The following is a 25,059-nucleotide window of genomic DNA, read 5'->3' as shown; positions in this document are numbered from 1 at the left end:
CCAGGAGTGAAAGGATACAAAAGAATGAAAGTTTTTGGAATTACAGGCGGCGTGGGCGCCGGAAAAAGCGAAGTGCTCACGTACCTTGGACAGAATTATGATGCAACGGTGATCCAGGCGGACGAGGCAGGTTACCTTGTGATGCTGCCGGGCGGCGAATGCTATGGAGAGATTGTGAAGCTGTTCGGCAGACAGATCACCACAGAGACCGGCGAACTTGACCGGAAACGGATTGCTGAGATCGTTTTTCAGGACGAAGAAAAGTTAAAAGCCCTGAATGCGATCGTTCATCCGGCGGTAAAACGGTATATCAAAAAAGCCATTGCAGCCGCGGAAAAAGCAGGGACGGAATACGTCTTTGTGGAGGCCGCACTCTTAATCGAAGAAAAATATGATGAAATTTGTGATGAACTGTGGTATATTTATGCAGATGAAGAAGTCCGGAAGGAGCGATTGATCGAAGGACGCGGCTATTCCGAGAAGAAAGTACGCGAAATCATGGCAAATCAGCTCTCCGAGGATGAATTCAGCAGCCACTGCGATTTTGAGATCGACAACAGCGGCGATTTTGAGGAAACAAAAAAACAGTTAGACCATAGGATGAAAAAATATGAAACTTTGTAGTATTGCAAGTGGTTCGAGCGGAAACTGCATTTTCGCGGGAAGCGAGACCACAAGCCTTCTGATCGATGCGGGCATCAGCGGAAAGCGCGTGGAGGCGGGGCTGGCTGTTCTCGATCGCAGCGCGAAGGAGCTGGACGGCATTCTCGTGACACATGAGCATTCCGATCATATCCAGGGTCTTGGCGTGCTGGCGCGCCGGTATGGTATTCCGATTTACGCAACGGATGGAACAATTCAGGCGATGCAGCAGACGAAGAGCCTTGGAAAGTTTCCGGAGGGGATTTTCCACACGATTCACGCGGATGACACGTTTACACTGGGAGACATCGCCGTACATCCGTTTACGATCTCCCACGATGCGGCAGAGCCGGTCGGCTACCGCATGGAATCCGGCGGGAAATCGATTGCGATTGCGACGGATCTTGGCGTTTACAGCGATTACACGGTTCAGAATCTGACCGGGCTGGATGCCGTTTTGTTAGAGGCAAATCACGACGAGAACATGCTTGCGGTCGGACCGTACCCGTATCCGTTAAAACAGCGGATCGCCGGGGCGAAAGGCCATTTATCGAACCTGGCGGCAGGCCATCTCCTCTGCGAGATTCTGCACGACAATCTGCAGGAAGTGCTGCTCGGCCATCTGAGCAAGGAAAATAATTATGAGGCACTGGCCTTTGAAACCGTGGCCTGCGAGGTCACAACGGGTGATAATCCGTATCACTCGGGTGATTTTCATCTCGCTGTCGCTAAAAGAAGCGAAGTATCACCGTTAATTGAGGTTTAAATATACATTTTTAGAGCTACATACCATGTTTTTCGCAAGGCCGCCATTACCGGTTTTTCCGGGGCTTTGACATAAAACCAGAAAAAGGAGAATGGAAACATGAAGAAGACAATTATCACTGTCGTAGGCAAGGACACCGTGGGCATTATCGCAAAGGTATGTAATTATCTGGCAGAGAACCAGGTAAACATCGAAGACATTTCTCAGACGATTGTGCAGGGATATTTCAATATGATGATGGTAACAGATGTCTCCAAGAGCGAGAAATCCAACGCAGAGCTTGCAAAAGATCTGGAGGAGCTTGGAAGTTCCATCGGCGTTGTCATCCGCTGCCAGCATGAAGATATTTTCAATATGATGCACCGTATCTAAAGCGAAGGAGAAAAACGACATGATAAATCTGTTTGAAGTAAAGGAAACGAACGAGATGATCGAAAAAGAGAATCTGGACGTTCGTACCATTACCCTTGGAATCAGTCTTATGGACTGTATCGACTCCAATCTTGACAAGCTGAACCGCAAAATCTACGACAAAATCACGACGGCTGCCAGAAATCTGGTTTCCGTAGGTGAGGAGATCGAGGGCGAGTTCGGTATTCCGATTGTAAACAAGAGAATTTCCGTTACCCCGATTGCCTTAGTCGGCGCAGCAGCCTGCAGAACGCCGGAGGATTTTGTGACGATTGCACAGACTCTGGACCGTGCGGCAAAAGAAGTCGGCGTCAATTTCCTCGGCGGCTATTCCGCTCTGGTAAGCAAAGGTATGACGACAGCAGATGAGCTTCTGATCCGTTCTATCCCGCAGGCACTGGCTGTTACGGATTTTGTCTGCAGCTCCATCAACCTTGGCTCCACCAAAACCGGTATCAACATGGATGCTGTCAAACTGATGGGTGAGATCATCAAGAAGACGGCGGAGGCAAGCAAAGAGAACAACTGCCTTGGATGCGCAAAACTCGTTGTTTTCTGCAATGCACCGGACGACAACCCGTTCATGGCAGGCGCTTTCCACGGCGTAACCGAGGCGGATGCCATCATCAATGTCGGCGTTTCCGGCCCTGGTGTTGTCAAACATGCTCTGGAAAAAGTACGCGGCGAGAACTTTGAGGTACTCTGCGAGACGATCAAGAAGACGGCGTTTAAGGTAACGCGTGTCGGACAGCTCGTTGCACAGGAGGCTTCGAAACGGCTGAACATTCCGTTTGGTATCATTGACCTTTCCCTAGCACCGACTCCGGCGATCGGAGATTCCGTTGCGGATATCCTTGAGGAGATCGGCCTCGAGCACGCAGGTGCACCGGGAACGACAGCAGCGCTGGCACTTCTGAACGATCAGGTGAAAAAGGGCGGTGTTATGGCATCTTCCTATGTCGGCGGTCTCTCCGGCGCATTCATCCCGGTTTCTGAGGACCAGGGTATGATCAACGCAGTCAACGACGGTGCGTTGACCATCGAGAAGCTGGAAGCTATGACTTGTGTCTGCTCTGTAGGCCTTGACATGATTGCCATCCCGGGAGACACGAAAGCATCGACCATCTCCGGAATCATCGCAGATGAGCTTGCCATCGGTATGGTCAACCAGAAAACAACGGCAGTCCGCCTGATCCCGGTCATCGGAAAAGGCGTGGGCGAGACCGTAGAATTCGGCGGCCTCCTCGGCTATGCACCGATCATGCCGGTCAACAACTTCTCCTGCGAGGCATTCGTCAACCGCACCGGAAGAATCCCGGCACCGATTCATTCGTTTAAAAACTAAAAAGACAGCTGAAAAGCCGGCAGTGATCCTGGATGGAAAGGATCGCTGCCGGCTTTTTTACCATCTGCGCAAATAAAAATAGTAATTTTAAGGAATGTATAGTATGATATATTACATACTGATAATTTTACTTGCAACCCATAAAAAGTGTAAGAAAAAATGAATTATTACGGGGAACTTCAGCGGTAGCAGCCGTTGTTCTAGCAATACCTCTGCGGATGTGGATGTGAAGGCCGCCATAGAAAACACAAAGTATTATTTGAACAAAAACGGCAAAATGCAGACTGGCTGGCAGAAGATCGGTGGAAAATGGTATTACATGGATAAGAACGGAGCGCTGCAGGAATCTAAATGGATCAGCGGAATTTATTATGTAAAAGTCGATGGGCAGTCCGTTCGTCTGATGAAAGACCGGAAAGCTTTCCTTCCTCCCGGTAAATCGCACGGATCGGGTTCATGATGAGGTACAAAACAGACTGTTTCCTCAGATCTTTCGGTATGACCTCCAGTGCCTCATGGAACTTGCGTCTGTAATGTACCCAGCACCCTGCGATCTTCAGATCTCCAAAATATGATGTTCCTCAACTTCGACTTTTCAGGCACAAAGCGGTAACATCTGGATATGGCATCTGGAAGCTGTTTTCATTCTTTTTGCCGATCTGTTTTTTCTTTTTGGCTGCTCTTATTGGACAGCACGATCTGTTCCATCATCAGCTGCATCTTATCATTGCGGGTCTGTGTCTGTTTTGTCAGTTCCTCCATCTGATCCTGAAGACAGAGAAACAGAAGAAAATATATCTGCCGAAAGTCCATTTCCGTTTTTGATACACATCACTGGAACTTTGGGCACAGTTGCTGTTCTTTTTTTGCCTTTTAACGCTAAAAGGTAATGTTTTTCTTGTGTGCAGTAAAGTGTTAGAGTATAATAAAACCAGTTTTTTTGCATAAGTTTAGGCGGAGAATCCTGCCGTAGCAGGATCCTTTCTTACGGTGTTATTTCACAGACGTAACCATAATAGTTTTACTGCAGGGGGGGGATAGAAAATGAAAACAAAAGAGATTCAGGAACTCTATCAAATAAAATTACATAGTATGGACACGATCCTGCATCAGATATCGCTTATGGATCAGGTGGAAAATGAGCAGGAGCTGTCAGAAATTATTCACTCTTTGTTGCAGGCGATTGGAAACTATACAGGGGCAGACCGGGTATATGTTTTTGACTGGGAAACCGATCAGAAGGACAGCCTGAGCAATACATTTGAATGGTGTGCCGATGGAGTGGCACCAGAGATAGATAACCTTCAGGCAATCCCGGTCAGTTCGATGCCGAACTGGGTGAAACGATTTGAAAACAAGGAAGTAATCGTGATTCATGATCTGGAAGCGACAAAAAATTCTGAACCGGAAGAATATGAATTGTTAAAAACACAGGAAATATGTTCCTTGATTGCGGTGCCGATTTATGCCAATCATCAGATGAATGGATTTATCGGGGTAGATAATCCTGATTTGAGGCAGAATGAGATTTCCATTACACTGCTGTCTGATGTTGGCGGACATCTTGGATGTGTGAGGGAAAATCTGAAAAGTACGGTACTGTTGAAAAAGGCTCTTGATGATGCAACAAAGAGGTCAGAGATTATTGCCGCAATTGCTACGTTGTATGTAACAATCGTACAAGCCAATGTTAAAGAGCGGACATATGAGCTTTTGAAAGGCCATGACCTTGTGCAAAAAATCCTTGGACAAAAGGGGAAAATTGATGATGTTATGGAAAGGCTTCCAACAGCATTTGCCGCCCAGGAAGGGAGAGAAAAATACCGGGAGTTTCTTGACTTTGATACATTGACAGAGAGACTTCGTAATACGAATTCTGTTTCGATTGAATTTATGGGAGTAAACGGAGAATGGCGGCTGGCCAGATTTATTGTAAAGAGCAGAGATGTACATGGAAACGCTGTGGATGTGCTTTATGTCGTACGAGATATTACGGAAGAAAAATCACGGGAACTCATGTATCAGAAACAGCTTAAGGAAAGCATGGAAGATGCTCATCGCGCGAATCTTTCAAAAACAGCCTTTCTCCGGCGTATGAGCCACGATATCCGTACACCGCTAAACGGAATCGTGGGGATGATCCATATCGCTGAAAAATATAACAATGATGTGGTCAAGTTAAGGGAATGCAGGAAGAAGGTACTTCAGTCCGCCGATTATCTGCAAAATCTGATCAACAATGTCCTGGATATCAGCAAACTGGAATCCGGTTCCCTTGTGTTGGAACATAAATCCTTTGATCTGGCAGAACTGTTAAGGAATAATCTGACGGTTGTTGCAATGAGTGCTTATGAGAATGGTGTAAGATTTGAAGGCGGCGTGGAAGCAAGCACAATCCGCCACAGATATTTGATTGGAAGTCCGGTACATCTGAGCAGGGTTTTAATGAATCTTTCTTCCAACGCGATTAAATACAATCATTTTCATGGAACAGTGAATGTTCATTGCGAAGAATTATCGGATGATGGGAATATAGCTGTTTTTCAGTTTGTATGTTCAGATACCGGTCTTGGTATGAGTGAAGAATTTCAAAAACATGCGTTTGATGCTTTTGCGCAGGAAGGCAAACAGTCAACTACAACATTCAGTGGCTCCGGTCTGGGACTTTCGATTGTCAAAGATATTGTTGAACGGATGGGTGGAACGATAGAACTGGAAAGCGAAGAAAATGTAGGAAGCACGTTTACGGTTACGGTTCCATTTGAAATAGATTACTTGGTTGAAAATAATGATTCACAGAAGGACAGCTACTCACAGGATATGGATCTGTCAGGAAAACGGGTGCTTCTTGTTGAAGATAATGTCATTAATATGGAGATAGCCCATGCAATCCTGGAGGAGGAGCATCTGAACATTACAGAAGCGAAAAACGGAAAAGAGGCATTTGAAATATTTCAGAATTCCAGGTTGGATGAGTATGATGTCATCATCATGGATGTGATGATGCCGGTCATGGATGGGCTGGAAGCAACAAAAGCAATTCGTATGCTGGAACGTGAAGATGCCAAAAAGATTCCAATCATTGCCATGACGGCAAATGCTTTTGAGGAAGATCGGAAAGCATGTCTGGAGGCCGGGATGAATGAACATATTGGAAAGCCGATTGATATTCCGCAATTAAAAAGAGTGATCACAAAACTGCTGACAAAAAGGGGTAGTAAACGCAAAAACATAATCATTCATTGAAATTAAGAAGAACTATAGTAATTTTATTAGGACTTTTGATATTTAGCAGTCACCCTGGCAGGGTGCAAAAACACAGATAACACGAAAGAAGAAACCGAAAAGCCTGTTATTACCCTCGGCAGCGACAGCTATCCACCATACAATTATCTGAATGAGGATGGTGTACCGACAGGAATTGATGTAGAACTGGCTACGGAAGCATTCAAAAGAATGGGATAACAGGTGAAGGTTGTCCAGATCAACTGGGAGGAGAAAAAAGAACTGGTGGAGAGCGGCGAGATTGATTGTATCATGGGCTGTTTTTTCTATGGAAGGACGTCTTGACGATTACCGTTGTCCAGTCCACAACCAAACCGGAAAGCATCTTTCTGAACCGGACGGATGAGAGGATCCCAAAGCTGGGAAATCTGATCATCCTGGGACACCGGGAGCTGATCTATACGTTTCTGGGAAAAGGATATGTAGATGCGGTTGCTGCACACGAGGAATCTATCGTTCAGTATAGGAAGGATTATGATGCAAGCTTCCGTATCCTGGAGGAGCCTCTGATGATCACCGGAATAGGCGTTGCTTTTGCAAAAGAGGATGACAGGGGAATCTGTGAGCAGATGGGCCAGACACAGGAAGAGATGCGTCTGGATGGCACATCCCTGAAAATCATTGAAAAATACCTGGATGATCCCCAGAAGTATCTAGAGGTGGAGAAAAACGGATCCAGCTGCTCGGCGGTCTGATAGGAATCTGTGTAGCTGTAGTCTCTCTGTTTTATTCCTTCCACGCAGAAAAAGCAGAAGCAGAGAAAAGAATGGTGGAGATTGTAAACTATGTGAAAGTGCAGTGTTCCACTACACCCATTATAATGAATCTTCGGAATCCAAAAGTCTCCTCCGTGCCATTGAAAGTGCCAGACAAATGAGTACAAATATTAAAATGGAAACAGAAAACGGCGGGCAGCTAAGAGAGGATTTCCTGAAAGAAAAAAGGTGCCGACGTGACAAAAACATGGGATGGTCAGGAAGCTGTTGAACTGTTCAGAAATAGTGAACTTGGTGAATTTGATGTCATTCTTATGGACATTATGATGCCGGTCATGAATGGTTATGAAGCTACAAAGATGATTAGGTCTCTGGACAGAGAGGATGCAAAGAAAATACCGATCATTGCAATGACAGCAAATGCGTTCACGGAGGACAGAATAAGGGCAAAAGAAGCAGGGATGAATGAACATGTTGCTAAGCCTGTTGATGTGGAATTACTGATGAAAGTAATTTATAGCGGGAGTGCTATGAAGCATTAATAGTACATGAGAAAACAAGGAGGAATTCAGTTGTTGGAGAAAGCGGTTCAGGCTGCAATATATGAAAAAGCTCTTAAAAATCATTATATAGAAATCCTGTACATTGATTTTGAAGATACTCATGCGTTATGCATCTGGCAATATAGATGATCTTAATCGGATAAAACAGCAGATGACGATGGAAGCAATCACACAGGGAACAGCAGAACACATCATGCATCATGTTATGATCAATTTTATACTGAATGGTGAGATGCGTTTCATGCAGTTTGACTTTACAAGAGAAAGTGCAGATACAAAAAATGTTTTCCTGTTTGTGGAGGACTATACAGTTCCACAGCAGCAGATGATGCTGCTGCTGGAAAAAAGCTGGTTCTATAACAGAACCAGCTTTTTTGTGTATTCATGGACGAACGGTGTCCCTGTTTTGTGAGAACGGACAGTCTCGTAAAAAAGAGAGGCCTGTATATCGCTCTCAAAGGCGGCAAGTGCATCGCCGGTAAGAAGCCGCGGGGCGTCGGCTGCCTTGGCAATGAGCGGCAGAGAAGAACGTCTTCTAATCTCTTTTAACAATGCACCGGCACTTTTTCGGAAACCGAGAACACGGTTATAGCCGGCCGGGTACAATGTTTTCTGGTTCAGAAGCAGATGCATCAGGGAACGGCTGATGCGGGTATACGTCATTTCCTTTGTTTTAAGCTGCATGGCGAATTCTGAAAATGAGGAGCATGCGTGGCGCTGGCGGAGGATGCGGTTGGCAAGATCCGGCGAGAGGTCGAGACAGGAGGAGAGAGATTCCTTCGTTTCCGTGAGGAGCCGTGCGGCGAGGAGCAGGCTGAAATCATCGGCGGTCAACAGTCCATGAGATGCGACGGCATTCTGAAAAGCGTGAAAGACCGCTTCTGGCATGCAGGAGGCGAGCGCGGACAGTTCCAGATCCTTATGCGGATTGGAAAAAAGAAGATTCCGCATTGCTGTAGCAGAAGGGAGTGCATGTGTGAAAAGCGCTCCTTCGTGGTAGCCGCTGCCCTCCCGGCGGATCGTTACCGGCCGAATGCGGCTTTGTGACAGCAGAAGTGCCTGGACATATTCAATGCCTAAAATATTGTTTGGTTCTTTTAAAAAGGTATCAAGTTCTTCTTTTGGAAGCGAAGAGAAGGAAGCGCTGTCAGAAAAATAAGCGGAAAGTGCCTGTGCGCGCGCCGTCGGGAAGGAAAGTCCGTTCCGAAGCAGACCGGAGAGCAGCTCACGGTATTCCTCCGGCTCGTGGAGCAGAACATCAGCGAGTTCCAGAAACGGCGCCGTGTCTCCATATTCACTGCCAAAGCAGAGAAAATCGACACAGCCAAGCGCAGTAAGAAGCGATACCGCCCCGCGTGCGAAATGCTGTGCACTGCCGAGTGCAAAGTGACACGGAAGCTGTAAGATAAGGTCCGCGCCGCCAAGAAGCGCCAGCTCCGCACGGTCATGTTGGTCAAGAATCGCAGGTGCGCCGCGCTGGACGAAATCGCCGCTCATAATCACGACAAGATAGTCCGCCCCGGTCAGTTCCCTGGCTTTTGCCAGCTGATAAGCATGGCCGTTATGAAAAGGATTATATTCTGCAATGACTGCGGTAATGGTCATAAAACGTACCTTCTTTCGAAAAAAATAGCACGATTCCAAACAGAGAGGAACCGCGGATCACATAGCCCTATCGTAACAAAAACAGAAAAGGAATGCAAGAATTCCTCCGTTTTGGATTTTTTGTCCAGTTGTTTTGAATTTTATACTTGCGAAAGGGCAAAAAGCGTACTACAATGAGAATATCGAGTAAATTTATCGAAAGGAGTCAAAAGATCATGGGATTTATTGACACAATTAAAGCAAGAGCAAAAGCAGACAAAAAAACAATTGTACTGCCAGAGTCAGAAGACAGAAGAACATATGAGGCTGCTGCACAGATCCTGAAAGAGGACCTTGCAAATCTGATCATCATCGGAAGCGAAGAGGCAGTAAAGAAAGGCAGCGAGGGACTGGATGTCTCCAAAGCTACTATTGTAGATCCAGAGAAAAACGAGAAAACACAGGCTTATGTAGATAAGCTGGTAGAGCTTCGTGCAAAGAAAGGCATGACTCCGGAGAAAGCAAGAGAGACCATCCTGAATGACTATACATATTATGGCGTTATGATGGTTAAAATGGGAGATGCAGACGGACTTGTTTCCGGTGCCTGCCATTCTACCGCAAATACCCTTCGTCCATGCCTGCAGATCTTAAAGACCAAACCGGGCACAAAACTCGTATCCGCATTCTTCCTGATGGTAGTTCCGGACTGCGAGTACGGCGATGACGGTGTATTCGTATTCGGTGACTGCGGTCTGAACCAGAACCCGAATCCGGAAGAGCTGGCTGCAATCGCAGAGTCTTCCGCAGAGTCCTACCGCATGCTGACCGGAAACGAGCCAAGAGTTGCTATGCTTTCCCACTCCTCCAAAGGAAGTGCAAAACATGCTGATGTAGACAAAGTTGTTGAGGCTACCAGAATTGCAAAAGAAGCAAACCCGGATCTCGCTCTCGACGGCGAGCTGCAGCTTGATGCAGCAATCGTTCCGAGCGTAGGTGCATCCAAAGCTCCGGACAGCAAAGTAGCAGGAAAAGCAAACGTTCTGATCTTCCCGGATCTGGATGCCGGAAACATCGGATACAAACTGGTACAGAGACTGGCAAAAGCAGAAGCATACGGCCCAATGACGCAGGGTATCGCAGCTCCAGTCAACGATCTGTCCCGTGGATGCTCCGCAGAGGATATCGTTGGTGTTGTAGCAATCACTGCTGTACAGTGCCAGGCACAGTAAGCACGAAATAAAACCAATTACAAGCGGTTTTCTGGCCGGCTGCGGAGAACAGGCCGGCCAGAAGTTTTAATAAGACTTTTAAAATAGGAGAATTTAGAAATGAACGTATTAGTAGTAAACTGCGGAAGTTCCTCTCTGAAATTCCAGCTGATCAATTACGATAACCGTGACGTCCTGGCAAAAGGACTCTGTGAGAGAATCGGTATCGACGGACGCCTCGTTTATGAGCCAAAGAACGGCGAAAAAGAGGTAACAGAAGCAGCAATGCCGACACACGTAGAGGCAATCCAGATGGTTCTGGACGCTCTGGTAAACGAGAAGAGCGGCGTCATCAAGAGCCTGGAAGAAGTAGATGCCATCGGACACCGCGTTCTGCACGGCGGAATGAAGATCACAAACTCTGTTATCATCGATGACGAAGTAATCAAAGTTATCGAGGAGTGCGCTGACCTTGGTCCTCTGCACAATCCGGCAAACCTGATGGGAATCAATGCCTGCATGAAACTGATGCCGGGCGTTCCGAACGTAGCAGTATTTGATACCGCATTCCATCAGACCATGCCTCCGAAAGCATATATGTACGGTATTCCGAAAGAGTACTATGAGAAATACGCAATCCGTAAATACGGCTTCCACGGAACTTCTCATAAATTCGTATCCAAGAGAACAGCAGATTTCCTTGGCAAAGACTACAAAGATCTGAAGATCATCGTTTGCCATATGGGAAATGGTGCTTCTCTTTCCGCTGTAAAGAACGGCAAATGTGTGGATACTTCCATGGGACTTACTCCGCTGGAAGGTGTTATCATGGGAACCCGTTCCGGTGATATCGATCCGGCCTTTGTTGAATATCTGTGCAACAAAGAGAACCTGACCGTATCTGAGGTTCTGAACATTCTGAACAAGAAATCCGGTATGCTTGGCATGACCGGTATCTCCAGCGATTACCGTGATGTATCTGCAGCAGCAGAGGCAGGCAATCAGGATGCCATCCACTGCCTGGAAGCATACGCTTATCGTATTATCAAATACATCGGTTCCTACATCGCAGCAATGGGCGGTGTAGATGTTATCACCTTTACAGCAGGACTTGGCGAGAACGCAATCCCGCTTCGTGAGACCATCTGCAAAGCATTCGAGTTCATGGGACTGGAATTCGACTCTGAGGCAAACAACTGCCGCGGCGTTGAGAAAATCATCACCAAAGAAGGCTCCAAGATTACAGCATGCGTTATTCCGACCAACGAGGAAATCGCAATCTGCGAGGAGACAGTAGAGTTAGTAAAAGGAAAATAAAAAACAATTCAAAAAACAGTTGACAATTCTTACCTTCCCGGGTATAATTGGTAAAGTGTGATTAGGAGAACAATATGAAAATCAGTCTGACCAAGTTATTTGCGCAGGACGGAAAGTCCGAAAAGTATGAAATTCCGCTTACATCCGAAACTTTTTCGATCGGCGGGCAGGACTATCGGGTAATCGAAAAACATCCTGTTATCCTTGGCCTTACGCATGAAGGCAATCGTGTGATCACGATCACCGGCAGTGCAGACCTTACAATGGAGATTCCATGTGCAAGATGCCTGACACCGGTAGCGACTCCATTCCAGCTCAAGTTCGATCTGCAGATTGATCTGAATCTGTCAGAGGAAGAACGCGAGGAAAAAGAAGAGGACTCTTCGTTTGTGGAGGGAGACGAGCTCGATGTGGAAGAACTGGTTCGTAATGAGCTCATAGTCCAATGGCCGATTCGAGTGCTGTGTAAAGATGACTGTAAAGGAATCTGCAGCCGTTGTGGTGCGAATCTGAATATTCAGACCTGTGACTGTGATACCACAGGGCTAGACCCCCGAATGGCTGCAATCAAAGATATATTCAGCAAATTTAAGGAGGTGTAACTATGTCCATTTGTCCTAAGAATAAATCTTCCAAAGCAAGACGCGATAAGAGAAGAGCAAACTGGAAAATGTCTGCTCCGAACCTTGTAAAATGCAGCAAATGTGGTGCTCTTATGATGCCGCACAGAGTTTGCAAAGCTTGTGGTTCTTACAACAAAAAAGAAGTCGTTGCAATGGACTAATATTCATAAATCGGAATCAGTTCCGATGTGCAATGCAGCAAAAGGCTCCCGTCACCGGGGGCTTTTTTGTTGTCTCTGCGGGTTGTCTGGAAGCGTCATATAAAAGATTTGACGTGGTGTGTCGTGATGTGCTATAATGGTCTCGGTGAGAATTGAAACAATATTGCAACATTTTTGTAACAATTATAAAAAAGGAGTGCAAAGCATATGAAGAATAGACGAATCATATTTCTGGCAGCATGCATGTGCAGTGTAGTATTCCTCTCAGGATGTTCCACAGACAGTCTGATGGATAAAATGATGGGAACTGAGACGACGGTTTCGTCTTCGGCCAGTGTAGATATTTCAAAAGAGGACAGCGATGCTGTTCATGTAGATGCCAATCTGGAAAAGCCGGTTTTTTCGGTAAATCCGGTGGAGAGCCTGCAGATTCCCGTTGGAAATACATCTGGAAAGCTGACTTGTGAGGCAGGAATAACGGGAGAAGGCACAGTAACATATCAGTGGTATAAGAACAACGTAAATTCCAACGGCGGAGGAACGCCGATTGAAGGCGCAACAGAAGTGACATACCAGGTCGATACTTCGGCGGAGGGCAAAGATTACTATTACGTTGTGGCAACAAACACGGTTGGAAATACTGTTTCCATGGCGACGAGTACGGTAACAGAAGTTACGGTAATTCCGGCAGGGAAATGGGTTCAGAATGAAAACGGATGGCAGTATCAGAATAATGATGGAAGCTATGCAACCAATACCTGGCAGAATATCGACGGCTACTGGTACGTGTTTGATGAAAATTCATACATGGTGACAGGATGGTACTGGAGCGGAGAAGAATGGTATTATCTGGCGGACAACGGTCAGATGCAGACCGGCTGGTTCACGCAGGATGGTGAGGAATATTATCTGGATCCGGATACCGGTGTCATGGCACGGAATACAACCATAGACGGTCATGAGATGAATTCGAGCGGAGTCAAGGTTTCTTAAGAAAAATAAGACAAAACAGAGCGGGTGGATTTTGGAAAGATAAATCCACCCGCTTTTTTGGAATACAGGAGAAAGCGCGGATGGGCATTTGTGCTTGATTTTTGCAAAGGAGTTTAGTATAGTTAATACAGCACTTGCATAAGTGCTTTTAGAGCGTGGTTGAAAACGGTTTTTTGAAAGAAAAAGAGTTTTCAAACGCGCTTTAGAAAAGAGAAAAGAGGAAAAAACATGAGTGACTTAGTCAGAGTTGCAGTGGACGCGATGGGCGGCGATTATGCGCCTGTGGAGCCGGTAAAAGGCGCCGTTGAGGCCGTAAACGCAGATGAACGTGTCAAAGTCCAGCTGGTCGGCCAGGTGGATGTCATCGAAAAAGAACTGCAGAAATATACGTACCCGAAGGAGCGGGTTGAGATCGTTCCGGCAACCGAGATCATTGAGACGGGAGAGCCGCCGGTCAATGCGATCCGCCACAAAAAAGATTCTTCGATCGTTGTCGGCATGAAAAAAGTGCGCTGCGGAGAGGCAGACGCGTTTGTCTCCTCCGGAAGCACCGGAGCAGTCCTGGTCGGCGGACAGACGATCGTAGGACGCATCAAGGGCGTAGAGCGCCCGCCGCTGGCTCCGCTGATCCCGACGAAAGACGGTGTATCCCTTCTGATCGACTGCGGTGCGAATGTTGATGCAAGACCGTCCCATCTGGTGCAGTTTGCCATGATGGGTTCCATCTATATGGAACACGTTGTCGGCATTAAAAATCCGCGTGTGGGAATCGTGAATATCGGTGTGGAAGAAGAAAAAGGAAACGCGCTCGTCAAAGAGACGTATCCGCTTCTGAAAGAAAACCCGTATATCAACTTTGTCGGCAGTATCGAAGCAAGAGAAATTCCAAACGGAGCCGCAGACGTTGTTGTCTGTGAGGCGTTTGTCGGAAACGTTATCTTAAAGCTGTATGAGGGCGTCGGCGCGACCCTGATTTCCAAGGTAAAACAGGGCATGATGACATCTCTGCGCAGTAAAATCGGAGCCCTTCTTGTGAAACCGGCGCTGAAAGAGACACTGAAGTCTTTTGATGCCAGTGAGTACGGCGGAGCACCGCTGCTTGGCTTAAAAGGACTCGTTGTAAAAACGCACGGAAGCTCAAAAGCCAACGAATTTAAAAATTCCATTCTCCAGTGCATTTCATTCAGCGAGGAGAAGATTTCGCAGAAAGTGCAGGAGCATCTGGCAGACTATAAGAGCAGCAGGGAGGCAGCGAAAGATGGAGTTTGAAAAATTACAGGAGATCATTGCGGATGTATTAAACGTAGATCCGAATGAAGTAACCATGGAGACAACCTTTGCAGATGATCTGGGAGCGGATTCCCTGGATGTATTTCAGATTGTGATGGGAATTGAAGAAGAATTTGATATCCAGATCGAAGCAGAAGAAGCAGAGCACATCGTATCGGTTGAGGATGCGGTGGAAGCGATCAAAAAGAAACTGGCAGAATAATAGAAAATGGCGAAGGGGCTGTTTGCTACAGGACAGCCCCTTTGTTACCGTCCGCAGAACACCTGCAAACGGTAACTATGAGGAAGGACAGGCTTAAAACAGGTTATGAATAATATTGATAAACTCGTGGATTTGGAAAAGAAGATCCAGTATAAATTTCAGGATTTCGGACTGCTGGAGATGGCGATGCGCCATTCTTCCTACGCAAATGAGCACCATATGGAGCGCCTGGAGTGCAACGAGCGTCTGGAGTTCTTAGGAGATGCCGTGCTGGAAGTTGTATCCAGCGAATTTTTATACAAGACATTCCCGCGTCTCCCGGAGGGCGAGATGACGAAAAAACGCGCCAGCCTCGTCTGTGAACCGGCACTGGCATTCTGTGCCCGTGAGATTGACCTTGGCAGCTTTCTACTCCTTGGAAAGGGCGAGGAGGCAACCGGCGGCCGTCACCGCGATTCCATCGTTTCGGATGCTATGGAGGCAACGATCGGTGCGATTTTCCTGGACGGCGGCTTTGAACCGGCAAAAACGTTCGTTCTGAACTATATCTTAAACGATATCGAACACAAACAGCTTTTCTACGACAGCAAAACGATTCTGCAGGAGCTGATCCAGGGTGAGACGGATGAAGAGATTGTTTACACCATCTTAAAAGAAGAGGGACCGGATCACGACAAGAGCTTCTGGGCACAGGTCAGCGTCGGAAAGAAAGCGCTCGGTACCGGAAAGGGCAGAACGAAAAAAGCGGCAGAACAGGCAGCGGCATACGATGCAATTCTTGCCAGAAAAAAAGCGTAGGTGAATTATGTATCTCAAATCCATTGAAATGCAGGGATTTAAGTCGTTTGCCAACAAAACCATTCTGCAGTTCCACGACGGTATTACCGGCGTTGTAGGGCCGAACGGCAGTGGAAAGAGCAATGTTGGCGATGCGGTGCGCTGGGTGCTCGGCGAACAGAGCGCCAAGCAGCTCCGCGGCGGAAATATGCAGGATGTTATTTTCTCCGGAACCGAGACGAGAAAGCCGCTCGGCTACGCGTCGGTTGCAATTACACTTGACAATTCCGACCACAAGCTGAATGTCGATTTCGAGGAAGTCACGGTGACGAGACGGCTCTACCGCTCCGGTGAGAGCGAGTATCTGATGAATGGTGCATCGTGCCGGTTAAAGGACATCAACGAGCTGTTCTACGATACCGGTATCGGAAAAGAAGGCTATTCCATCATCGGACAGGGTCAGATTGATAAGATTTTAAGTGGTAAGCCGGAAGAGCGCCGGGAGCTGTTTGACGAGGCGGCAGGAATTGTCAAATTCAAGAGAAGGAAGGCCGTGACCGAAAAGAAGCTGGCGGAAGAGCAGCAGAATCTGGTGCGCGTCAACGACATTCTCTCGGAACTGACAAGGCAGTTAGAGCCGCTGGAACGCCAGTCTGAGACGGCAAAGATTTATTTAAAGAAGAAAGAGGAATTAAAGCTCCTCGATATCAATATGTTTCTGCTCGAGATGGAGCGCATCCGGAACGATCTCGCGAAAGTAGAAGACCGGTACCGGATTACAGAAGAGCAGTTAAAGAGCACGAAAGAGGCTTTTGAGCATACGAAGCAGGAGTATGAAAAGCTGGAACAGGAGCAGGAAAAACTGGACCAGACGATTCTTTCTGCGCGCGATCAGGCGGGGGAGAATGCACTGAAACGTCAGCAGCTCGAAAACCAGATCGAGGTGTTGAACGAGCAGATTCATGCATCGGAGAGGAACAGCGACACATTAAGAGAACGTCTGGAGGCGATCCGCGCGGAGAGCCGCACAAAGACGGCAGAAAAAAATACATATCAGGCAGAAAAGGACGGGCTTCATGAAGCACTTCTTGCGTCAGAGACGGAAAAGAGTGAGAAAGAGGCCGCTCTCTCGGAATGCCAGGGGCAGATCCAGGCAGTCGAGCTGCAGAGTGAACAGGATAAGAGCGAAGTCATCGGCCTTCTGAACCAGCGGGGTTCCACGAAGGGAAAAATGCAGCGCTACGATGCGATGCTCGAGCAGATCGGCATCCGAAAGGCAGAATTAAGCCAGAGGGTGCTGCATTTAAAGACGAGCGAGTCCGAACAGAACGGGCAGATGGAAGAACTGCAGAACGCGTTTGAAGCGCTCGAAGAGACGGTAAGCAGCCTGAAACAGCAGTACCAGGAGGCAGATCAGAAGATTACCGCGCTGACGGCGGATCTCTCGAACCAGACGAAAGAGATGGAAGCCGGCCAGACCAATTACCACAGAGAAGCGTCAAGGCTCGAATCCTTAAAGAACATCACCGAGCGGTACGACGGCTATGGAAACAGTATTCGGAAGGTCATGGAGCAGAAAGACCGGAATCCCGGCATCCACGGCGTTGTGGCGGATCTTCTGCAGGCGGAGAAAAAGTACGAGACGGCGATCGAGACCGCACTTGGCGGCAGCATTCAGAATATTGTCACCGACAATGAGGCGACGGCGAAATACCTGATTGAATACCTGAAACGGGGCCATTTCGGCCGTGCGACGTTCCTTCCGCTCACCAGTATGCGCGGGAAAAAAACGCAGGTGAATGAGGATGCGGCAAGAGAAACCGGTGTGCTTGGTGTGGCAAATGCACTTGTTTCGTACGACCCGGTGTATGAGGGCCTTGTGGCACAGCTGCTTGGAAGAACGCTGGTGGTCGACACGATCGACCATGCCATTGTGATTCAGCGGAAATACCGTCAGACGCTCCGCATGGTAACCCTCGAGGGCGAGCTCTTGAGCCCGGGCGGTTCCATGACAGGAGGTTCGTTCCGGAACAACAGCAACCTGCTCGGAAGACGGCGTGAGATTGAGGAACTCGAAAAGAGCGTACAGGGTCTTGCGAAGGAACTGCGGGAAATCCAGCAGGAACTTGAAGAGAAGAAAAATAAGCGGAATGAAATCCGTGATCTCCGCACCGAGCTGAATGAAAAACTGCAGCGGCAGTACATCGAGCAGAATACGGTGCGCCTGAATCTGGAAAAAGCGCGCGAGAAAAAGACGGAAATCCGTCTGGATTTTGAAGCGCTTCAGAAGGAGAGTCTCGAGATTGAAAATCAGATCGCCGAGATTGAGCGGAACCGGAAAGTCATCGGTCAGGAAATGCAGGAATCGGTGGAGCGGGAAAGCACGCTGCAGGAGAATATCCAGAAGGCACAGGAGGCGCTTACAGGGCTTCGCCGCCGGGAAGCAGAATATACGAAGGATCTTGAAGAAATCCGGTTAAATTACGCAAATCTGTCCCAGAAGGATGGATTCCTTGCCCAGAACATCCGCCGTCTTGAGGAAGAGACGGGAAAACTGGAAGCGGAAAGCCGCACCATGCTGGAAAAAGCGGCGGAGGAAAAAGACGATGTCAAAAGGAAACAGCAGGACATCGTGGAGATCCAGAAGACGATTGCAGCAGCAGTGCAGGCAAAAGAAGAGGAAGACCGCCGGATTGTGGAACTGCAGGAGAAAAAAGAAGCATTAAGCGCAGATCACAAAGAATTTTTCGAGAAGCGGGATCAGCTCTCCGACCAGATTTCCCTGATGGACAAAGAGTGCTTCCGTCTGAACAGCCAGAAAGAAAAGCTGGAGGAGACAAAAGAGGCACAGACCTCGTATCTCTGGGAAGAGTACGAAGTGACACCGGGCCACGCAAGAGAGTTCCAGATGGAGGAGATTCCGGAGCGTAGTGAATTAAAGCGGCGTGTGCTGGAAGTAAAAGATGCGATCCGGAAGCTTGGCTCTGTCAATGTGAATGCGATTGAGGAGTACAAAGAGATTTCGGAGCGCCACGCCTTTCTCGATGCACAGCACACCGATCTTGTCAAGGCGGCAGAGACACTGCAGGGCATCATCGATGAGCTGGATGCCGGTATGCGCAAGCAGTTCACGGAAAAATTCGAGGAGATCCGGAAAGAGTTTGACCGCGTGTTCCGCCAGCTGTTCGGCGGCGGAAAGGGAACGCTGGAACTCGAGGAGGACACGGATGTACTCGAGGCAGGTATCCGCATCATTTCCCAGCCGCCGGGAAAGAAACTGCAGAATATGATGCAGCTCTCCGGAGGCGAGAAGGCACTGACCGCGATTGCGCTGCTTTTTGCAATCCAGAACTTAAAGCCGTCCCCGTTCTGTTTACTTGACGAGATCGAGGCGGCGCTCGACGATTCCAACGTAACGCGTTTTGCACAGTATCTGCATAAGCTGACAAAAAATACCCAGTTCATCGTCATCACCCACAGGCGCGGTACGATGACGGCGGCAGACCGTCTGTACGGCATCACGATGCAGGAGAAGGGTGTTTCTACCCTTGTTTCTGTCGATTTGATCGAGGGAGAACTGGACAAATAGAAACGAATAAGATACAATACGAAAGAAGTAAGATAGAAAAGATAAAGGGAGGCGAACGGTATGGCGGAGGAGAAAGTAGGCTTTTTCAAACGTCTTGTCAACGGTCTGACGAAGACCCGAGACAGCATTGTAGCTGGAATTGATTCTATTTTCAGCGGCTATTCCAATATTGATGACGATTTTTATGAGGAGATCGAGGAGATTCTCGTCATGGGAGATATCGGCATCAATACAACGACCAAAATTATTGACCACTTAAAAGAACGGGTGGCAGAAGAGCACATTACCGATCCGGCAGAGTGCAAACAGCTTCTGATCGAGAGCATCAAAAAACAGATGGATGTAGGCGATACAGCCTATGAATTTGAAAACCGGAAATCGGTAGTGCTGGTGATCGGTGTCAATGGAGTCGGAAAAACGACCTCCGTCGGAAAGCTGGCCGGCCTTCTGAAGGATCAGGGCAAAAAGGTTGTTCTTGCGGCAGCAGATACGTTCCGTGCAGCGGCAGGCGAGCAGCTCACGGAGTGGGCGCACCGCGCCGGCGTGGATATCATCGGCGGACAGAACGGAGCAGATCCGGCGTCCATCGTGTACGATGCAGTCGCAGCGGCAAAAGCCAGAAATGCGGATGTGCTGATCTGTGATACGGCAGGAAGACTTCACAACAAGAAGAACCTGATGGAAGAGCTCCACAAGATTTACCGGATTCTGGAAAAAGAGTACCCAGAGGCATACCTGGAAACGCTGGTGGTGCTGGATGGTACCACGGGCCAGAATGCGCTGCAGCAGGCAAGACAGTTTGCAGAAGTGGCAAATGTCACCGGTATCATTCTGACGAAGCTGGACGGAACTGCAAAGGGCGGTATCGCCGTTGCCATCCAGTCCGAGCTTGATATTCCGGTCAAATACATCGGCGTGGGCGAGAGCATCCACGATCTACAGAAATTTGATGCAGACCAGTTTGTAAATGCACTGTTCCATACATCCGAAGAGAATGCTTAAAAAAGACAACAAGGAGAAAAGACTATGGCAGAAGAAATGCTGACACTCCCGAAATTTGAGGAAGCGTCTGAAATCGTAAAAAAAGTAACACAGGAGACCAAACTGGTTTACAGCAAATATTTCAGCGAGCAGACGGGAAATAAAGTCTACTTAAAACCGGAAAATATGCAGCTGACCGGCGCCTATAAGCTGCGCGGTGCCTATTACAAAATCAGCACCTTAAGTGAAGAGGAGCGCGCAAAAGGACTGATCACCGCATCTGCAGGAAACCATGCACAGGGCGTTGCGTATGCGGCAAAATGCTACGGTGCAAAGGCTGTCATCGTAATGCCGACTACCACACCGCTCATCAAAGTAGAGCGTACCCAGAGCTACGGCGCTGAGGTTGTTCTGTACGGAGATGTGTACGATGAGGCATGTACAAAAGCATACGAGCTTGCAGCAGAGCATGGCTATACCTTTATTCACCCGTTTGATGATCTGACCGTTGCAACCGGCCAGGGAACCATCGCTATGGAAGTGATTCAGGAGCTTCCGCTCGTAGATTATATCCTTGTTCCGATCGGAGGAGGCGGACTGGCTACCGGTGTTTCCACACTGGCAAAGCTGCTGAAACCAAACATCAAAGTCATCGGTGTTGAGCCGTCCGGAGCAGCCTGTATGAAGGCTTCTTTTGAAAAAGGCGAGGTAATGACCGTATCTCCTGTCAGCACAATTGCAGACGGTACTGCAGTACAGACACCGGGATCCAAGATTTTCCCGTATGTAAGACAGAACCTGGACGAGATCATTACTGTGGATGATGATGAGCTGATCGTAGCATTCCTTGATATGGTAGAAAACCACAAGATGATCGTTGAGAACTCCGGTCTTCTGACTGTGGCTGCATTAAAGCATCTGGATGTCAAAGGCAAAAAGATTGTTTCGATCTTAAGCGGCGGAAATATGGACGTCATCACCATGTCTTCCGTGATCCAGAACGGACTGATCCAGAGAGACCGTATCTTTACTGTATCCGTTCTTCTGCCGGATAAACCAGGCGAGCTGGTACGCGTTTCCCAGGTGATTGCAAACGAGAACGGAAACGTCATCAAACTGGACCACAACCAGTTCTTCACAACGAACAGAAGTGCTGCAGTAGAGCTCCGCATCACAATGGAGGCATTCGGCACCGATCACAAGAACCGTATTGTCAAAGCACTGGAAGAGGCTGGCTATACACCGAAGATTGTAAGACCGAACCTGTAAAAACAGAAATTGCAGAGAAAATTCTGAAAAAAAGAAAAATAAAAAATCAGAGGGATCCGGAAAGGAATTTCCTCTGATTTTTTTGAGCAGGAAAAAACCCTTGCATGCACAAGGGTTTTCGTTCTGCGGAAGATGGGACTTGAACCCACACGATCGCAATGACCACCAGATCCTTAGTCTGGCCTGTCTGCCAATTCCAGCACTTCCGCATGTTATGTAGTTTTTAAATTTCATGCGGAAGATGGGACTTGAACCCACACGATCGCAATGACCACCAGATCCTTAGTCTGGCCTGTCTGCCAATTCCAGCACTTCCGCATGTTCTTTAAGTTTTTGTCATCTCGCTGACGACAAGATGTATTATAGCACCAGAGTTGTAAGCCGTCAACACTTTTTTTGAAAAAATTTGAAAAATTTGAAAAATAAAAAAGGAAATCGGAATCGGGCACCGAATATAGGAAATAGGAGGACAATGAAAAGAACTGTTACAGGCATATTACCGGGAAAGAGGTGGTCTTCGTTTGAACTTGAGAGAATCGTTTGAAGAACGGGAATTTCAGGAGCTGAGTCCTTATGCGGCGCACAGCCGGAATTCCAGAGGAAGGGACCGATATGAACCGGAGTGTGACATCCGCACCGTCTACCAGAGAGACCGGGACAGGATTCTCCACTCCAAAGCCTTTCGCAGGATGAAAGACAAAACACAGGTGTTTCTTGCTGCGCAGGGCGATCATTACCGGACCCGCCTGACGCACACACTCGAGGTGTCCCAGATTGCCCGCACGATTGCGCGGGCGCTGAATCTGAATGAGGATCTGACCGAAGCCATTGCGCTCGGCCACGATCTCGGCCACACGCCGTTCGGCCATTCCGGGGAAGCGGCGCTCAATGCGGTGCATCCCGGGGGCTTCCGCCACGCGGAACAGAGCGTCCGTGTCGTGCAGGTTCTGGAAAAGGAAGGACAGGGCCTGAACCTGACCTGGGAAGTGCGGGATGGGATTCTGAACCACCGCACGGCGGGAAAACCGTCGACCCTGGAGGGACAGGTTGTGCGTTTCTGCGACAAGATCGCCTACATCCACCACGATATGGACGATGCCATCCGCGCCGGCATCTTAAGCGAGGATGACATCCCGATTACGATCCGCGTTGTTCTTGGCGATACGTGCCGCGAGCGGCTCAATACGCTGATCCACGATATTGTGGAGCAGAGCCGCGGAACGGAGTATGTGCGCCAGTCGGCGGAGATTGCCGAGGGCATGCGCATGCTGCGGGAGTTGATGTTCGCGAACGTCTACCGCAACCCGGAGGCGAAAAAAGAGGAAGAGAAGGCAAAGAAGATGCTGATTTCCCTCTACACCTACTATCAGGAGCATCCGGAGCAGATGTCCCGCGAGTACCGGAATCTGATCGGGTGCGGCGAGGACAAGACACAGGTGGTATGCGACTACATTGCCGGTATGACCGATCAGTATTCCATGCACAAATACGAGGAGCTGTTCGTGCCGAAAGCCTGGGCGGTTTATTAGATACAGGGAGGAAAAAATGCGATATTCCGATGATTTAGTGGAAGAGATTCGTATGAAAAATGACATCGTAGATGTGATATCCGGCTACGTAAAGCTGACAAGAAGAGGAAGCTCTTACTTCGGGCTCTGCCCGTTCCACAATGAGAAGTCCCCTTCCTTTTCCGTCAGCCCAGGAAAGCAGATGTATTACTGCTTCGGATGCGGAGCCGGAGGAAATGTTTTCACATTTTTGATGGAATACGAAAACTTCACGTTTGTGGAAGCCTTGAAATTTCTGGCCGACCGGGCCGGGGTGGAGCTTCCGCAGATGGAGTATTCGAAAGAAGCAAAGGAGCAGGCGGATTTAAAGAACACGCTGCTGGAAATCAACAAACAGGCGGCAAAATTCTATTATTACCAGCTCCACACCGAACGCGGAAAGCAGGGCTATGATTACTTAAAGGGGCGCGGCCTTTCGGATGATACAATCCGGAAATTCGGCCTTGGCTACTCAGATAAGTACGGAAGCCTGCTGTACCGCTTTTTAAAAGAAAAAGGGTATGACGATGAAATCCTTCGCCAGTCGGGATTGTTTCTGGCGGACGAGGTGCACGGCATGCAGGACAAATTCTGGAACCGTGTCATTTATCCGATCATGGATGCCAACAGCCGCGTGATCGGCTTCGGAGGCCGTGTGATGGGGGATGGAAAGCCGAAATACCTGAACTCGCCGGAGACAAAGATTTTCGATAAGAGCCGCAATCTCTACGGGCTGCATCTGGCGCGCTCTTCACGGAGAAAAAATCTGATTATCTGCGAGGGCTATATGGATGTAATTTCCATGCACCAGGCAGGATTCAATAACGCGGTAGCTTCTCTTGGAACAGCACTCACATCGCTGCAGGCGGGGCTGATGAAGCGGTATACCGACGAGGTTCTTGTGATCTATGACAGCGATGAGGCAGGCGTTAAAGCGGCGCTTCGTGCGATTCCGATGCTCAAAGGGGTTGGTCTTACAACGCGTGTCGTCAATTTGAGACCGTATAAGGACCCGGATGAGTTTATCCAGCACGAGGGCTGCGAAGCGTTCGAAAAACGTCTGGAAGAGGCGGAGAACAGCGTTTTGTATGAGATCCGCATGAAGGAACGCGATTTCGACCTTGCCGACCCGCAGGGCAAATCCGATTTCCTGCATGAGGCGGTGCGTCGTCTCGTTGCAATCGAGGATGAGATCGAGCGGAACAGTTATCTTGAGGCAGTGGCAGGAAAATACGGGATTGCCGTCGAAGTACTGCGAAAGCAGGTCGGTCAGATGGCACTATCAGGAGCCGGAAGGACGGAGCGTGTCAAGCCGCGGAATACAGCCGCAAACAAAAAAGAGAAAGAGGGCGGTGTCGAAAAAGCACAGAAGCTGATGCTGACATGGATGACCTCTTATCCGGCGCTCATTGGAAAACTGGAAAAATATATTACGCCGGAGGATTTTACCACACCTCTTTACCGCCAGATTGCAGAGATGATTGTGCTGCAGTATCACGAGGGCGGGGTGAATCCGGCAAAGCTTTTGAATCAGTTTGTTGATTCCGAGGAGCAGAAAGAAGTTGCAGGCCTTTTTAATGCCAGAATCCCGCTGGAGACAGAGGAGGAAAAACGGCGCGCGCTGCATGATGTGATCTGCAATATGAAAGAAAACAGCATTGCGTATCAGTCGGCACATATGAATGTGACCGATATGGCGGCGCTGCAGAAATTAATGGCAGATAAAAAAAGCCTGGAGCGGTGGAAAGCAGGGGAGCTTCCGGAATTCACTTTTTAAGCAAAACTGG

General features: G+C 48.4%; 21 protein-coding genes, 2 tRNA genes and 3 pseudogenes. 22 read left to right on the top strand and 4 right to left on the bottom strand.

What is annotated here, in order from left to right; all coding sequences use genetic code 11:
* Window positions 1-24 precede the first annotated feature (24 nt).
* The 5 genes from coaE to DW642_RS16815 all read left to right on the top strand — a co-directional run bounded on the left by coaE (window position 25) and on the right by DW642_RS16815 (window position 3,624).
* Window positions 25-624, top strand: a complete 600-nt coding sequence (gene coaE / locus DW642_RS12085; RefSeq protein ID WP_117510320.1) for a dephospho-CoA kinase — start codon at window positions 25-27, stop codon at window positions 622-624.
* A complete protein-coding gene (locus DW642_RS12080; protein WP_055218850.1) occupies window positions 611-1,408 on the top strand; it encodes an MBL fold metallo-hydrolase in 798 nt (265 codons plus the stop codon). Before coaE ends, DW642_RS12080 begins: the two co-directional genes overlap by 14 nt.
* 99 nt (window positions 1,409-1,507) lie before the next feature.
* On the top strand, window positions 1,508-1,780 hold the full coding sequence (locus DW642_RS12075; protein WP_022462719.1) for an ACT domain-containing protein: 273 nt from the start codon (window positions 1,508-1,510) through the stop codon (window positions 1,778-1,780).
* A gap of 19 nt (window positions 1,781-1,799) precedes the next feature.
* The gene (locus tag DW642_RS12070) at window positions 1,800-3,164 is read left to right on the top strand and encodes a PFL family protein (protein WP_117510319.1); all 1,365 of its coding nucleotides are present in this window, start codon (window positions 1,800-1,802) and stop codon (window positions 3,162-3,164) included.
* Window positions 3,165-3,384: 220 nt separating this feature from the next.
* Window positions 3,385-3,624 carry a hypothetical protein gene (locus tag DW642_RS16815; RefSeq protein WP_438267032.1) on the top strand — a complete coding sequence of 80 codons (240 nt, stop codon included), beginning with the start codon at window positions 3,385-3,387 and terminating at the stop codon, window positions 3,622-3,624.
* Here the strand turns inward: DW642_RS16815 and DW642_RS16315 are convergent.
* A pseudogene (locus DW642_RS16315) lies at window positions 3,545-3,727 on the bottom strand (IS66 family transposase); the annotation flags it as partial. The gene DW642_RS16815 and the pseudogene DW642_RS16315 overlap by 80 nt on opposite strands.
* A 481-nt stretch (window positions 3,728-4,208) precedes the next feature.
* Between DW642_RS16315 and DW642_RS12050 the strand changes: the two are divergent.
* The 4 genes and pseudogenes from DW642_RS12050 to DW642_RS12035 all read left to right on the top strand — a co-directional run bounded on the left by DW642_RS12050 (window position 4,209) and on the right by DW642_RS12035 (window position 8,140).
* Complete coding sequence (locus DW642_RS12050; RefSeq protein ID WP_117510315.1) at window positions 4,209-6,410, top strand: hybrid sensor histidine kinase/response regulator; 2,202 nt, start codon at window positions 4,209-4,211, stop codon at window positions 6,408-6,410.
* 54 nt (window positions 6,411-6,464) lie between these two features.
* A pseudogene (locus DW642_RS16810) lies at window positions 6,465-7,144 on the top strand (substrate-binding periplasmic protein).
* A 239-nt stretch (window positions 7,145-7,383) separates the two neighbouring features.
* Window positions 7,384-7,772: pseudogene (locus tag DW642_RS12040) on the top strand (response regulator); the annotation flags it as partial.
* Window positions 7,773-7,828: 56 nt separating this feature from the next.
* Window positions 7,829-8,140: a hypothetical protein gene (locus DW642_RS12035; protein ID WP_147326121.1), complete on the top strand. Its 312-nt coding sequence runs from the start codon at window positions 7,829-7,831 to the stop codon at window positions 8,138-8,140.
* On the opposite strand, the gene DW642_RS12030 is transcribed toward DW642_RS12035, so the two are convergent.
* Window positions 8,083-9,333 carry a tRNA(Met) cytidine acetate ligase gene (locus tag DW642_RS12030; protein ID WP_117510313.1) on the bottom strand — a complete coding sequence of 417 codons (1,251 nt, stop codon included), beginning with the start codon at window positions 9,331-9,333 and terminating at the stop codon, window positions 8,083-8,085. The genes DW642_RS12035 and DW642_RS12030 overlap by 58 nt on opposite strands.
* Before the next feature lie 215 nt (window positions 9,334-9,548).
* On the opposite strand from DW642_RS12030, the gene pta reads away from it, so the two are divergent.
* The 11 genes from pta (at window position 9,549) to ilvA (ending at window position 21,725) form a co-directional block, all read left to right on the top strand.
* Window positions 9,549-10,544, top strand: a complete 996-nt coding sequence (pta, locus tag DW642_RS12025; RefSeq protein WP_022462726.1) for a phosphate acetyltransferase — start codon at window positions 9,549-9,551, stop codon at window positions 10,542-10,544.
* A gap of 99 nt (window positions 10,545-10,643) precedes the next feature.
* Window positions 10,644-11,840: an acetate kinase gene (locus DW642_RS12020; RefSeq protein WP_117510312.1), complete on the top strand. Its 1,197-nt coding sequence runs from the start codon at window positions 10,644-10,646 to the stop codon at window positions 11,838-11,840.
* Window positions 11,841-11,914: 74 nt separating this feature from the next.
* A complete protein-coding gene (locus DW642_RS12015) occupies window positions 11,915-12,442 on the top strand; it encodes a YceD family protein (protein WP_117510311.1) in 528 nt (175 codons plus the stop codon).
* 2 nt (window positions 12,443-12,444) lie between these two features.
* The gene (gene rpmF / locus DW642_RS12010) at window positions 12,445-12,624 is read left to right on the top strand and encodes a 50S ribosomal protein L32 (protein ID WP_022462729.1); all 180 of its coding nucleotides are present in this window, start codon (window positions 12,445-12,447) and stop codon (window positions 12,622-12,624) included.
* A 207-nt stretch (window positions 12,625-12,831) separates the two neighbouring features.
* Window positions 12,832-13,617: a hypothetical protein gene (locus DW642_RS12005; RefSeq protein ID WP_055218872.1), complete on the top strand. Its 786-nt coding sequence runs from the start codon at window positions 12,832-12,834 to the stop codon at window positions 13,615-13,617.
* Between the two features lie 228 nt (window positions 13,618-13,845).
* Complete coding sequence (gene plsX, locus DW642_RS12000; protein WP_117510310.1) at window positions 13,846-14,886, top strand: phosphate acyltransferase PlsX; 1,041 nt, start codon at window positions 13,846-13,848, stop codon at window positions 14,884-14,886.
* Window positions 14,876-15,109, top strand: a complete 234-nt coding sequence (gene acpP / locus DW642_RS11995) for an acyl carrier protein (protein WP_022462732.1) — start codon at window positions 14,876-14,878, stop codon at window positions 15,107-15,109. Before plsX ends, acpP begins: the two co-directional genes overlap by 11 nt.
* Window positions 15,110-15,214: 105 nt before the next feature.
* Window positions 15,215-15,907 (top strand): ribonuclease III, encoded by a 693-nt coding sequence (gene rnc, locus DW642_RS11990; RefSeq protein WP_055218876.1) that lies wholly within the window; start codon window positions 15,215-15,217, stop codon window positions 15,905-15,907.
* A gap of 7 nt (window positions 15,908-15,914) precedes the next feature.
* Window positions 15,915-19,475 carry a chromosome segregation protein SMC gene (gene smc / locus DW642_RS11985; RefSeq protein WP_117510309.1) on the top strand — a complete coding sequence of 1,187 codons (3,561 nt, stop codon included), beginning with the start codon at window positions 15,915-15,917 and terminating at the stop codon, window positions 19,473-19,475.
* 60 nt (window positions 19,476-19,535) lie between these two features.
* Window positions 19,536-20,477 carry a signal recognition particle-docking protein FtsY gene (gene ftsY / locus DW642_RS11980; RefSeq protein WP_022462735.1) on the top strand — a complete coding sequence of 314 codons (942 nt, stop codon included), beginning with the start codon at window positions 19,536-19,538 and terminating at the stop codon, window positions 20,475-20,477.
* 36 nt (window positions 20,478-20,513) lie between these two features.
* Entirely contained in the window at window positions 20,514-21,725 is a 1,212-nt protein-coding gene (gene ilvA / locus DW642_RS11975; protein ID WP_117510344.1) for a threonine ammonia-lyase, read from the top strand.
* 124 nt (window positions 21,726-21,849) lie between these two features.
* Here ilvA and DW642_RS11970 read toward each other — a convergent pair.
* Window positions 21,850-21,934, bottom strand: a tRNA-Leu gene (locus DW642_RS11970).
* Window positions 21,935-21,958: 24 nt separating this feature from the next.
* Window positions 21,959-22,043 (bottom strand) — tRNA-Leu (locus tag DW642_RS11965).
* A 203-nt stretch (window positions 22,044-22,246) separates the two neighbouring features.
* Here DW642_RS11965 and DW642_RS11960 point away from each other — a divergent pair.
* Both DW642_RS11960 and dnaG read left to right on the top strand, forming a co-directional pair.
* On the top strand, window positions 22,247-23,254 hold the full coding sequence (locus DW642_RS11960) for a deoxyguanosinetriphosphate triphosphohydrolase (protein ID WP_117510308.1): 1,008 nt from the start codon (window positions 22,247-22,249) through the stop codon (window positions 23,252-23,254).
* Between the two features lie 16 nt (window positions 23,255-23,270).
* Window positions 23,271-25,049, top strand: coding sequence for a DNA primase (gene dnaG / locus DW642_RS11955; protein ID WP_117510307.1), 1,779 nt, complete (start codon window positions 23,271-23,273; stop codon window positions 25,047-25,049).
* The last annotated feature ends 10 nt before the right edge of the window (window positions 25,050-25,059 follow it).

Source organism: Blautia sp. AM23-13AC, assembly GCF_003435675.1.
Lineage (GTDB): Bacteria > Bacillota > Clostridia > Lachnospirales > Lachnospiraceae > Fusicatenibacter > Fusicatenibacter saccharivorans.
This window is presented reverse-complemented; position numbering and strand designations above follow the sequence as displayed.

Bases quoted from the DNA above. Each gene is read 5' to 3' on its own strand.
- coaE (WP_117510320.1), top strand. From the start codon at position 25: ATGAAAGTTTTTGGAATTACAGGCGGCGTGGGCGCCGGAAAAAGCGAA.
- DW642_RS12080 (WP_055218850.1), top strand. From the start codon at position 611: ATGAAACTTTGTAGTATTGCAAGTGGTTCGAGCGGAAACTGCATTTTC.
- DW642_RS12075 (WP_022462719.1), top strand. From the start codon at position 1,508: ATGAAGAAGACAATTATCACTGTCGTAGGCAAGGACACCGTGGGCATT.
- DW642_RS12070 (WP_117510319.1), top strand. From the start codon at position 1,800: ATGATAAATCTGTTTGAAGTAAAGGAAACGAACGAGATGATCGAAAAA.
- DW642_RS12050 (WP_117510315.1), top strand. From the start codon at position 4,209: ATGAAAACAAAAGAGATTCAGGAACTCTATCAAATAAAATTACATAGT.
- DW642_RS12035 (WP_147326121.1), top strand. From the start codon at position 7,829: ATGCGTTATGCATCTGGCAATATAGATGATCTTAATCGGATAAAACAG.
- DW642_RS12030 (WP_117510313.1), bottom strand. From the start codon at position 9,333: ATGACCATTACCGCAGTCATTGCAGAATATAATCCTTTTCATAACGGC.
- pta (WP_022462726.1), top strand. From the start codon at position 9,549: ATGGGATTTATTGACACAATTAAAGCAAGAGCAAAAGCAGACAAAAAA.
- DW642_RS12020 (WP_117510312.1), top strand. From the start codon at position 10,644: ATGAACGTATTAGTAGTAAACTGCGGAAGTTCCTCTCTGAAATTCCAG.
- DW642_RS12015 (WP_117510311.1), top strand. From the start codon at position 11,915: ATGAAAATCAGTCTGACCAAGTTATTTGCGCAGGACGGAAAGTCCGAA.
- rpmF (WP_022462729.1), top strand. From the start codon at position 12,445: ATGTCCATTTGTCCTAAGAATAAATCTTCCAAAGCAAGACGCGATAAG.
- DW642_RS12005 (WP_055218872.1), top strand. From the start codon at position 12,832: ATGAAGAATAGACGAATCATATTTCTGGCAGCATGCATGTGCAGTGTA.
- plsX (WP_117510310.1), top strand. From the start codon at position 13,846: ATGAGTGACTTAGTCAGAGTTGCAGTGGACGCGATGGGCGGCGATTAT.
- acpP (WP_022462732.1), top strand. From the start codon at position 14,876: ATGGAGTTTGAAAAATTACAGGAGATCATTGCGGATGTATTAAACGTA.
- rnc (WP_055218876.1), top strand. From the start codon at position 15,215: ATGAATAATATTGATAAACTCGTGGATTTGGAAAAGAAGATCCAGTAT.
- smc (WP_117510309.1), top strand. From the start codon at position 15,915: ATGTATCTCAAATCCATTGAAATGCAGGGATTTAAGTCGTTTGCCAAC.
- ftsY (WP_022462735.1), top strand. From the start codon at position 19,536: ATGGCGGAGGAGAAAGTAGGCTTTTTCAAACGTCTTGTCAACGGTCTG.
- ilvA (WP_117510344.1), top strand. From the start codon at position 20,514: ATGCTGACACTCCCGAAATTTGAGGAAGCGTCTGAAATCGTAAAAAAA.
- dnaG (WP_117510307.1), top strand. From the start codon at position 23,271: ATGCGATATTCCGATGATTTAGTGGAAGAGATTCGTATGAAAAATGAC.